General features: G+C 73.2%; 7 protein-coding genes and 1 pseudogene. 1 reads left to right on the forward strand and 7 read right to left on the reverse strand.

Annotated features, from left to right (window positions below; translation table 11 throughout):
• The 3 genes and pseudogenes from HLB15_RS20140 to HLB15_RS20150 all read right to left on the reverse strand — a co-directional run.
• Positions 1-1,797 (reverse strand): annotated as a pseudogene (locus HLB15_RS20140) (hypothetical protein); the annotation flags it as partial.
• Between the two features lie 81 nt (positions 1,798-1,878).
• Positions 1,879-2,274, reverse strand: coding sequence for a YchJ family protein (locus HLB15_RS20145; protein ID WP_171107999.1), 396 nt, complete (start codon positions 2,272-2,274; stop codon positions 1,879-1,881).
• Between the two features lie 41 nt (positions 2,275-2,315).
• Positions 2,316-3,149: a helix-turn-helix transcriptional regulator gene (locus HLB15_RS20150; RefSeq protein ID WP_171108001.1), complete on the reverse strand. Its 834-nt coding sequence runs from the start codon at positions 3,147-3,149 to the stop codon at positions 2,316-2,318.
• Between the two features lie 101 nt (positions 3,150-3,250).
• Between HLB15_RS20150 and HLB15_RS20155 the strand changes: the two genes are divergently transcribed.
• Positions 3,251-4,003 carry an SDR family oxidoreductase gene (locus HLB15_RS20155; RefSeq protein ID WP_171108003.1) on the forward strand — a complete coding sequence of 251 codons (753 nt, stop codon included), beginning with the start codon at positions 3,251-3,253 and terminating at the stop codon, positions 4,001-4,003.
• A 47-nt stretch (positions 4,004-4,050) separates the two neighbouring features.
• Here the strand turns inward: HLB15_RS20155 and HLB15_RS20160 are convergent, their stop codons facing one another.
• The 4 genes from HLB15_RS20160 to HLB15_RS20175 all read right to left on the reverse strand — a co-directional run bounded on the left by HLB15_RS20160 (position 4,051) and on the right by HLB15_RS20175 (position 10,021).
• Complete coding sequence (locus HLB15_RS20160; protein WP_229785599.1) at positions 4,051-5,325, reverse strand: endo-1,4-beta-xylanase; 1,275 nt, start codon at positions 5,323-5,325, stop codon at positions 4,051-4,053.
• 63 nt (positions 5,326-5,388) lie between these two features.
• Positions 5,389-7,305 (reverse strand): ABC transporter ATP-binding protein, encoded by a 1,917-nt coding sequence (locus HLB15_RS20165; protein ID WP_212760142.1) that lies wholly within the window; start codon positions 7,303-7,305, stop codon positions 5,389-5,391.
• Between the two features lie 89 nt (positions 7,306-7,394).
• On the reverse strand, positions 7,395-9,149 hold the full coding sequence (locus HLB15_RS20170) for an ABC transporter ATP-binding protein (protein WP_171108008.1): 1,755 nt from the start codon (positions 9,147-9,149) through the stop codon (positions 7,395-7,397).
• An 89-nt stretch (positions 9,150-9,238) separates the two neighbouring features.
• Positions 9,239-10,021: a TetR/AcrR family transcriptional regulator gene (locus tag HLB15_RS20175; RefSeq protein ID WP_229785598.1), complete on the reverse strand. Its 783-nt coding sequence runs from the start codon at positions 10,019-10,021 to the stop codon at positions 9,239-9,241.
• Positions 10,022-10,369: the final 348 nt, after the last annotated feature.

Here is a 10,369-nt window from a genome sequence, read left to right on the forward strand (position 1 = left end):
GGGGTCGGGCGCCTCGGCGACGGCGCGCCACGCGGGGGCGGCCGGGCCGTACGGCGGGCCGAGCGTGCGCGGGGCGCCGGGGATCCACAGCGTGCGCGAGCGCAGGACGTCCATGACGTAGGGCCCGGCCAGCGCGACGAGCAGCAGCACGAGGAACACCAGCGCGATGACGACCGACGCGGTGCCGAACTCGGTGTAGACGGGCGGTACGCGGACGAGCTCGGGGTCGGGCACGCCGACCACGACGCCGACGCGCCCGTCGCCGAGCGGCCGGGCCGGAGCGGGGTCACCGCTGCGCAGGAACCACTGCACGCCGAGCACGAGCAGGCTCGAGTACACGGCGGCGGCCGCGGCGGAGACGAGCAGGAAGACGCCCGGTCCCGCGCCGTTCCAGCCCTCGTACCTGCGGCGGTGCAGCACCATCGCCGCGGCGACGACCGCGGCGGGGCTCAGCACCGCGAGCACGCCGAGCGCCACGAGCAGGTGCCGCCAGGGCGCGCCCGGCTCGAGCACGAGCACCGCGGCGACGCACGCCGTCGCGACGACGGGCACGAGGCTCCAGGCCGCCACCGCGCGGACCTTGCGCGCGGTGCGCCAGGCCAGCCCGGTCGCGGCGATGCCGAACATCCCGACGCCGAGCAGCGCGGGCACGAGGTCGAGGCCGACGAGGGCGGGCATGCGCTCGGGCTGCGGGCCCACGACGGCGGCCCAGCAGGCGACGAGCCAGACGAGCAGGCCCGCGACGAACAGGGCGAGTCCCCCGCGCGCCTTCCAGCGGGGCGTGACGGCCTGGACGCCGTCGTCGTCGGTGCGCAGGGCGACGAACGCGCACGCGGCGAGGATGACCACGAGCGCGACCACGGGCAGGCCGGGCACGGCCAGGCCGACGTCGGCGTACCGGGTCCAGGTGAGGTACTGGCCGGTCAGGGCGAGCGCCGAGCCGAGGTGCGCCCAGAGCAGGCCCGAGCCGGTGCGCTGCGACCAGAAGCCCGCACGGTGCAGGGGCGGGCCCGACGGCTCGATGGTGCCGCCCGCCCGCATCACGGAGAACTTCGACTCGAACCGCACCTGCCCGCTGTGCGCGACGGCGACCAGCACGGCCACGAGCAGCACGGGGGCGAGCGACAGCCACGCGAGCCGGTCGCCGACGTCGAGCCGCGCCAGACCGTACAGCGCGCCGGGCACGCGTGCGCAGACCGGCACCACCGAGTCGGGCCCGGGGGTGGCCAGGCCCATGCACCGTGTGCCGAGCACCGACAGCGCCACCGTGGCGACGGCCGAGACGAACAGCAGCGTGAGCCCGAGCGAGAAGACGCGGGTCAGGGCGGCGGTCGCCTCGGGGCGCAGGCTGCCCGCGGGTGCGCGGCGCGGCGCGGGGGCGTGCGCGCCGGGCTCGGGCGCGGGGATCCGGCGGGCCCAGTAGGCGGCGTTGGCGAGGCCGAACGGCACGATGGCCGCCCACAGCAGGCGGACGGCGAGCGTGCCGACGACGCCGAGCACGCCGCCGAACGGCAGGCCGCCCAGCCGCGCCATGGCGCCCCACGAGTAGGCCTCGCGGCGTACGTCGGGCCGGATGGCGTGGACGTGGCCGGGCGGCAGGGACCTGTCCCGCGCCGCGACGTCGGGCCGCGGGGTCCAGAAGCTGCCGAGACCGTCTCCGTCGGACTGCACGACCTCCTCGCGCGGCAGGTCGAGCGAGCCGTACGGCAAGGTGTTCGCGATGCCGTGGATGCGCAGCTCGAGGACGTTCACGTCTCCGACGGGCACGTCACGGGGGCTGGTGCTCCGGCTCTCCATAGCGCCCCAAGGTAGGGCCGGCGGCCCGCGGCGCGCACGGCGCCACGCGCTGTCTCACCAGGAAGAGGTGAAAACGTGGGCTCAGCCCACCTCGCGGGCACCGTCCACGTAGTACCAGCGGCCGTCGGTGCGCTCGAACCGGCTCGTCTCGTGCAGGGCGCCCCGGGTCCCGGCCGACGGCGACCGGTAGTGCGCGGTGAACTCGACGACGCCGGTGGTGTCGAACGGACCGCCGCGCTCGGTGCGGTGGATGTCGAGGCGGCGCCACTGCTCGTCGCCGACGCCCGCGCTCTCGGGCCGGGTCCGCGGCGCCCACGTCGCCAGGAGGTAGGCCTCGTCGCCCACGGCGAACGCCGAGTAGCGCGAGCGCATCAGGGCCTCGGCCGTCGGGGCCGTCGCGGCTCCGGAGTGGTAGCGCCCGCAGCAGGCGCCGTAGGTGTCGCCGGACAGGCAGGGACAGCGGTCGTCGTCGTGCACACGGACGATCCTGCCACCCTCCTGGCGCCGGCGGGCCTCGCCTACGCGAACGTCTCGTGCCCGAGCACGGCGAGCAGGCGGACCTTCTCCTCGGCCTCGCTGCCGGGCGCGGGCGTGAGCACGACGAGCGCCTGGGACTGGTCCTCGGTGAACAGCGCCTGGCAGTCGACGTCGATGCGACCCAGCTCGGGGTGCACGAGCGTCTTGTGGTCCTCGAAGCGCCGGGAGACCTCGTGCAGCTCCCAGATCCGCACGAACTCCTCGCTCTCGCGCAGCAGCACCCGCAGGATCTCCTCGGCCTCCGCGGTGGGCCGCGCCGCCGCGAGCGCCGCGCGCAGCGAGGCGACCTGGCTGCGCGCCTGACGCTCGTGCTGCTCGGGCGGGTAGATGTCGCGGGAGGTCGGGTCCGTGAACCAGCGGTACACCGAGCTGCGCGCGAGGCCCGTCGTCACGGGTGGGCCGAACAGCGCCTCCGCGAGCCGGTTCTGCACCAGGATCTCGCCGAGGCCCGAGACGACGAACGCCGGGGTGTCCTCGAGCCGGTCCAGGACGCGCAGCAGCGGGGGCGCGACATGGGTGTCCAGCGGCGTCCGCCGAGGCACGCCGTGCCCGGCGAGACGGTACAGGTAGTCCCGCTCCTCGACGCTCAGCCGCAGCGACCGGGCCAGCGCGGCGAGCATCTGCTCGGACGGCTGGGGTCCGCGCTGCTGCTCGAGCCGTGCGTAGTAGTCGACGGACATGCCGGTCAGGGCGGCGACCTCCTCGCGGCGCAACCCCGGCGTCCGGCGGCGCGGGCCGGGTGCCAGGCCGACGTCGGACGGACGCAGGGACTCGCGGCGCCGGCGGAGGAAGTCGGCGAGGGCTGCTCGGTTCATGCGTCCATCGTGCGCCGTCGCGCCCGATGCAACCAGGGACCGGCGGTCCCTGGTTCCGCGGGTCTCTCCCGCTCCCGGCCGCCGGGCCGCACGGTGGTGACATGAACATCACCGGAAACACCATCTTCATCCCCGGCGGCAACCGTGGTATCGGGCTCGCCCTCGCCCTGCGCCTGCAGGCGGCGGGCAACACCGTGGTCGTGGGCGGGCGCAGCGCGGCGGCGCTGGACGCGGTCGCCGCGGAGCACGGTCTGGCGACCGTCCGCGTCGACACCACCGACCCCGCCTCGATCCGTGCCGCCTCGGCCGAGGTGATCGAGCGGTTCCCCGAGGTGAACGTGCTCGTCGCGATGGCGGGCATCATGCGGGCGGAGGACTGGCGCACGCCGGACTTCCTCGCCGACGCCGAGGCGACGGTCGTCACCAACGTGCTCGGCCCGATCCGGCTGGTCGCGGCGTTCACCGAGCACCTGCAGTCGCGGCCCGACGCGACGATCGTGACCGTATCCTCGGGCCTGGCGCACGCGCCGCTGCGGGTCACCCCGACGTACAACGCGACCAAGGCCGCGATCCACATGCTGTCGGAGTCGCTGCGGCTGCAGCTCGCCGGCACGAGCGTGTCGGTGCTGGAGCTGGTGCCGCCGTCGGTCCGGACCGAGCTCATGCCCGGGCAGGAGTCGAACGAGCACGCCATGCCGCTGGAGGAGTACATCGAGGAGACGATGAGCCTCCTGGAGTCCCAGCCGGACGCGCACGAGATCCAGGTCGAGCGGGTCAAGTTCCTCCGCTACGGCGAGGTGCGCGGCGACTACGACCAGGTGGTGGCGACCCTGAACGCCACGGACCCGCACTGACGGCCGCTCGGCTGCCCGCCCGCCCGCTGAGTGGGTCAATGGGTGGGTCAGGGGGTGAGGGTCGCCGACAGCGTCGTCGTGCCGGGGGTGGTCAGCGTGAGCGCCGACGCGCCGCCGCCGGGGTGCTCGATCGTGTAGTCGCCGAGGAACCCGGTGAACCGCACGCGGCCCTCGGCGTCGGTGCGCAGGGTGGTCGGCTCCAGCCACCACTCGCCCGCGACCAGGTCCCGCAGCCGGTCGTAGGCCGGCTTGGCCGAGCCGTCGGCGCGCAGCAGGCCGCCGGGCGCGTTCAGCCACATGCCGCGGTCCGACAGGCCCCAGTACGTCATGGCCTCGACGGACGGGTGGGACAGCAGGGTGCGGTAGTGCCGCTCGATCTCGTCGGCCTGCCGCGCCTCCCCCTCGGCCGTCGAGGGCCACGACGCGACCTGCCAGTCGTTGAGGTCCTCGACGTGGCCGGGCATGAGGTCGCCGGAGAGCAGCGTCGTCTCGGTGAAGTGGATCGGGATGCCGTACCGGGAGAACCGGTCCAGGACCTCCAGGGTCCGCTCCTCCCCGAGGTATCCCTGGTGCATGTGACTCTGCAGGCCGAGCCGGTCGACGCGGATCCCGGCCTCCAGGACCGCCTCGATCAGGCACTCGTACGCCGTCGACAGGTCGAAGTCGTTGAGCAGCAGCGTCGCGCCCGGGTTCTCGGCGCGAGCCTCCTCGAACGCCATCCGGATCATCTCGACGCGGCCCTTCTGCCGCGCCAGGGGTGTGATCGCGTTCTCCTGCGCGGTGAACACCGGCATGATGACGACCTCGTTGATCGCGTCCCACGTGTCGACCACCCCGCGGAACGCCGCGACGTCGCGCCGGATGCGCTCACGCTGCAGGCGCTCGACCTCGGCGTCGGGCAGGCCGAGCAGCCAGTCCGGCTGCACCGTGTGCCACACGAGCGGGTGCCCCTTGACGACCGCGCCGCGCTCGGCGAACCAGCGCGCCGCGGCGAGCATCGGCTCGGTCCGGGGAGCGCCGCGCTCGGGCTCGAACGTGCCCCAGTAGAAGGGCAGGGTCGCCTGGTTGAAGACGCCGAACCACGCGTCGGCCAGGCGCTGGTCGTACTCCGGGTCGGCCGACGTGCCGCTCGCGAGGTCCACCAGGTCGAACCCGATGCAGCCGAACCAGAACGCGTGCCGGGTCTGCCGCACGACGACGTCACGGTCGGCCAGCGGGGCGCCGTCCGGCCCGGTGAGGGTCACGGTGGCGTCGGCGCGACGGTGCGCCAGCGTCGGGTCGGGCGTGCGCCCGGCGGTGGGCGCGGTGAAGAGTGAGGTCACGGGCCGACCCTAACGCCGGCGGTCCCCGGGCCGTACCCGGGGACCGCCGTCCGGCTGGGAGCGTCACGCGCCCGCCGGCTCCTCCTCGGTGACGACGGGGGCCGCGAACTGGCTCTCGTACAGCCGCGCGTACGCACCGCCCGCCGCGAGCAGCTCCTCGTGCGAGCCCTGCTCCACGATGTCGCCGTGCTCCATCACGAGGATCACGTCGGCGTCGCGGATCGTGGACAGCCGGTGCGCGATGACGAACGACGTGCGGTCCTTGCGCAGCCGGTTCATCGCCTCCTGCACGAGCACCTCGGTACGGGTGTCGACCGACGACGTCGCCTCGTCGAGCACGAGGATCGCCGGGTCGGCGAGGAACGCCCGGGCCAGCGTGAGGAGCTGCTTCTCGCCCGCGGAGACCGACGAGCCCTCCTCGTCCACCACCGTGTCGTACCCGTCGGGCAGGGTGCGCACGAACGGGTCCACGTGCGTGGCCCGCGTGGCGGCGAGGAACTCCTCCTCGGTGACCTCGGCGCCGTCCGGCACGCCGTAGCGCAGGTTCTCCTCGATGGTGCCCTTGAACAGCCAGGTGTCCTGGAGCACCATGCCGACCGACGAGCGCAGGTCGTCGCGCGACATGTCCCGCGTGTCGACGCCGTCGAGCGTGATCCGGCCCCCGTCCACCTCGTAGAACCGCATGAGGAGGTTGACGAGCGTCGTCTTGCCCGCGCCCGTCGGGCCCACGATCGCGATCGTCTGCCCCGGCTCCGCCACCAGGTTCAGCCCGGTGATGAGCGGCTGGTCGGGGGTGTAGGAGAACGTGACGTCCTCGAACGCGACCCGGCCGCGCACCGGCTCGACCTTGCGCGACCGCGCCGGGTCGGGCTCCTGCTCGGGCGCGTCCAGCAGCCCGTACACCCGCTCCGCGGACGCGACGCCGGACTGCAGCAGGTTCATCATCGAGGCGACCTGCGTCAGCGGCTGCGTGAACTGCCGCGAGTACTGGATGAACGCCTGCACGTCGCCCAGCGACAGCGTGCCCGACGCGACCCGCAGGCCGCCGATCACCGCGACGATCACGTAGTTGAGGTTCGCCAGGAAGCCCATCGCGGGCTGGATGGTGCCCGAGATGAACTGCGCCTTGAAGCTCGACGAGTACAGCGCGTCGTTCTCCTTCGCGAAGACCTCGGCCGTGGCCTCCTGGTGCCCGTACACCTTGACGAGCGCGTGCCCGGTGAACGACTCCTCGATGTGCGCGTTGAGCCGGCCGGTCGACGCCCACTGCTCGACGAACTGCGGCTGGCTGCGCTTGGCGATCTGCGCGGTGAGGATCACCGACAGCGGCACCGTCACGAGCGCGACCACCGCGAGCAGCGGGGAGATCCAGAACATCATGAACAGCACGCCGATCACCGTGAGGACGGCGGTGACGAGCTGGGCGAGCGTCTGGGTCGTCGTCTGGGCCACGTTGTCGATGTCGTTGGTGACGCGCGAGAGGATCTCGCCGCGCTGCTGCGCGTCGACGTACGACAGCGGGATGCGGTGCAGCTTGGCCTCGACCTGGTCGCGCAGGCTGCGCATGGTCCGCTGCACGACGCCGGTGGTGATGCGAGCCTGGAGCCAGCCGAACAGGAACGCCCCGAGGTACGCCGCGACGACCCAGCCGAGGGTCTGCATGAGCAGCGTGAAGTCGACACCCTGACCGGGCACGACGCCCGGCACGCCGGAGAGCAGGTCGGCCATCCGGTCCTGGCCCTGGGCCCGCAGGCCCTCCTCCGCCTGCTCGGCGCTCACGCCGGCCGGCAGCTGGCTGCCCACCACGCCGGCGAAGATCACGTTCGTCGCGTTGCCCAGCAGCTTGGGCCCGAGCACGGTGAGCGCCACCGAGCCGATCCCGAGCACGAGCACCACGAAGACGTTGAACCGCTCCGGGCGCAGCGTGGCCGCGAAACGGCGCAGCGAGCCCCTGAAGTCGAGCGGTTTCTGGACGGGCATACCCATGCCCATCCCCATCGGGCCGCCGCCGCCCGGGCCGCGCCCGCGGGCGGGTGCCTGTGCGGGCTTCTGCTCGCTCTTCTGCTCGCTCACGCCGCCTCCTCCAGGCTCATCTGGGACGTCACGATCTCCTGGTACGTCGGGTTGCCGGCCAGCAGCTCGGCGTGCGTGCCGCGGCCGACGATGCGGCCGTGGTCGAGCACCAGGATCTGCTCGGCGTCCCGGATGGTCGCCACCCGCTGCGCGACGACGATCACCGTCGCGTCGCGGGTCTGCGGCCGCAGCGCCGCGCGCAGGCGGGCGTCGGTCGCGTAGTCGAGCGCGGAGAAGCTGTCGTCGAACAGGTAGACGCGCGGCCGGCGGATCACGGCGCGCGCGATGGCGAGGCGCTGGCGCTGACCGCCCGAGAACGTCGTCCCGCCCTGGGCCACCTGCGCCTCCAGCCCGTCGGGCAGCGCCTCGACGAAGTCACGCGCCTGCGCCACCTCGAGCGCCGCCCACATCTCCTCCTCGGTGGCGTCCGGCTTGCCGTACCGCAGGTTGTCGGCGATGGTCCCCGTGAACAGGAAGGCCTTCTGCGGCACCAGCCCCATGAGGGAGCCCAGGTCGTGCTGGGTCACGTCGCGCACGTCGACGCCGTCGACCCGCACGGTGCCGCCCGTCGCGTCGAACAGCCGCGGCACGAGGTTCAGCAGGGTCGACTTGCCGGAGCCGGTCGAGCCGATGATCGCCGTCGTCCGGCCGGGCTCCGCGGTGAACGTGAGGTCGTGCAGCACGGGCGCCTCCGCGCCCGGGTAGCGGAACTCGACGTGCTCGAAGGTGACCTCGCCGCGCGGGGCGGGCCCCGCGCCGTCGGCCGGGACCAGCGCGACGGGCGCCTGCGGGTCGACGACGGACGACTCGGTCTCCAGCACCTCGCCGATGCGCTCCGCCGCGACGGCGGCACGCGGGATCATCATGAAGATCATCGTCGACATCATCACGGCCATGAGGATGTACATCAGGTAGCTGAGGAAGGCCGTGAGCGAGCCGATCTGCATGCCGCCGGCCTCGATCTCGTGCGCGCCGAACCACAGCACGGCGACCGACGACATGTTCATGATGAGCATGACGACGGGGAACGTCAGCGCCATGAGGCGCCCGGCGCGCAGCGAGGTGTCGAACAGCTCCTCGTTGACCACGCGGAACCGCTCGGACTCGCGCCGCTCGCGGACGAACGCCCGGACCACGCGCAGGCCGGTGATCTGCTCGCGCAGCACCGAGTTGATGGCGTCGATGCGCTTCTGCATGCGGCGGAAGTGCGGCACCATGCGCCAGACGATGACACCGGCCGTCGCGGCGAGCACCGGGACGATGACGAGCAGGAGGCCGGACATCGTCACGTCCTCCGCCAGCGCCAGGATGACGCCGCCGACCAGCATGATCGGCGCCATCACCATGATCGTGAACGTCATGAGCACGGTCATCTGGACCTGCTGCACGTCGTTGGTGCCGCGCGTGATCAGGGTGGGCGCACCGAACCGCGCCATCTCGCGGGCGGAGAACGTCTGGACGGTGTGGAACAGGTCGCGCCGCAGGTCCCGCCCGAACGACGTGGCGACCTGGGCGCCGAAGTACACGGCGACGACCGACGCGACGACCTGGCCCAGCGACACCAGCAGCATCCAGCCGCCCGTGCGCCAGATGTACCCGATGTCGCCGCGCACGACGCCCTGGTCGATGATGTCCGCGTTGAGGCTGGGCAGGTACAGCGCCGCGAGCGTCTGCACCAGCTGCAGCACGAGCACGGCGACCACCGCCCATCGGTACGGGCCCAGGTACTTCCGGGCGAGCGTGGCGAGCATCGAGGAGTTCCCTTCGGAAACGGGTTGCGAGGCTGGGCGTGTCGGGCAGGTGAGGTCGGGCCCGACGGAAGGCGCGGCGGGACGTCGCGTCAGGACGAGGGGTCGGCCGCCTCCGGCGCCGGGGTGGAGGATGCCTCCTGCGCGGCGTGGGGGCCAGGCTTTTTCGGGGTGCTCGGTGCCGGGGTGCTCGGTGCCGGGCCGGCGAGGCCGTTGACGAGGGCGTCGGCCAGCACGGCGGCGGGCACGACCGGCTGCACCTGCTCGAGGCGCAGGTGCGCACCGGCGATCGCCGCCTCGACGAGCGACACCGCCACCTCGACCGGGACACGCAGCCGGTGCGCGTCCGGCGCGAGGACGGCGGCGATCCCCTCCGCCGACGCCGCGCGCTGCCGGGTGAGCTGGTCGACGAACGCTCGACGCTGGTCACCGATCCGCTCGTGCTGGTCGGCGCCCGGGGCGGGCGCGGTACCGGGGGTGCTGCCGGGCGGCACCCCCGGTGGCCCGTGGTGCGGTGCCATGCGGCGCAGCACCGTCATCCAGCGCATGATCTCGGCGACCCGGTGCCGCCCGAGCTCGATGACGCGCTCGAGCCGGCGCTCCAGCGGGAGCCCGGGGTCGATCCCGGTGAGCTCGGCCAGGGTCTCCTCCGGCCGGCCCGCCCGGTTGAGGCCCTCGACCGCGACGGCTCCGACGAGCACCGTCTTGTCGCCGAACGCCCGGAACAGCGTGCCCTCCGCGACACCGGCCGCCTGGGCCAGCTCGCGCGAGGTGACGTCGTGCCCCCGCTCGGCGACCAGCGGCAGCACGGCCTCGACGATCGCCGCCTGGCGGTCCTCGGGCGACATCCGCGAGGCGCGGGCACGTGAGGTCATGCCGACGAGCATATTGAGTGAGCGCTCACTCCGCAAACCGTTCCGCCAGGAGCAGAGCCCCGGCTCCCAGCTCCTCCCGCTATGGGTGCGGGAAGCCCCAACCCGCTGAGATCTGGTTTCTCCGTCGAGATCTGGTGGTGCACCACCAGATCTCGACGGAGAAACCAGATCTCACTGCCGCGCCCGGGGCCGGTCATCGCTCAGCGGGCCCCGCTGCCCACCCCCGCACGTACGACACCGGCCGGCCACCCGAAGGTGGACCGGCCGGTGTGCTCAGCAAATCGGTCACATGTCGCGACCCACGAGGCGGGTTCGGTCCCTCGTCGTGAGATCGGTCCTCTGACGGAC

It is taken from the genome of Promicromonospora citrea (assembly GCF_013004695.1).
Classification (GTDB): domain Bacteria; phylum Actinomycetota; class Actinomycetes; order Actinomycetales; family Cellulomonadaceae; genus Promicromonospora; species Promicromonospora citrea.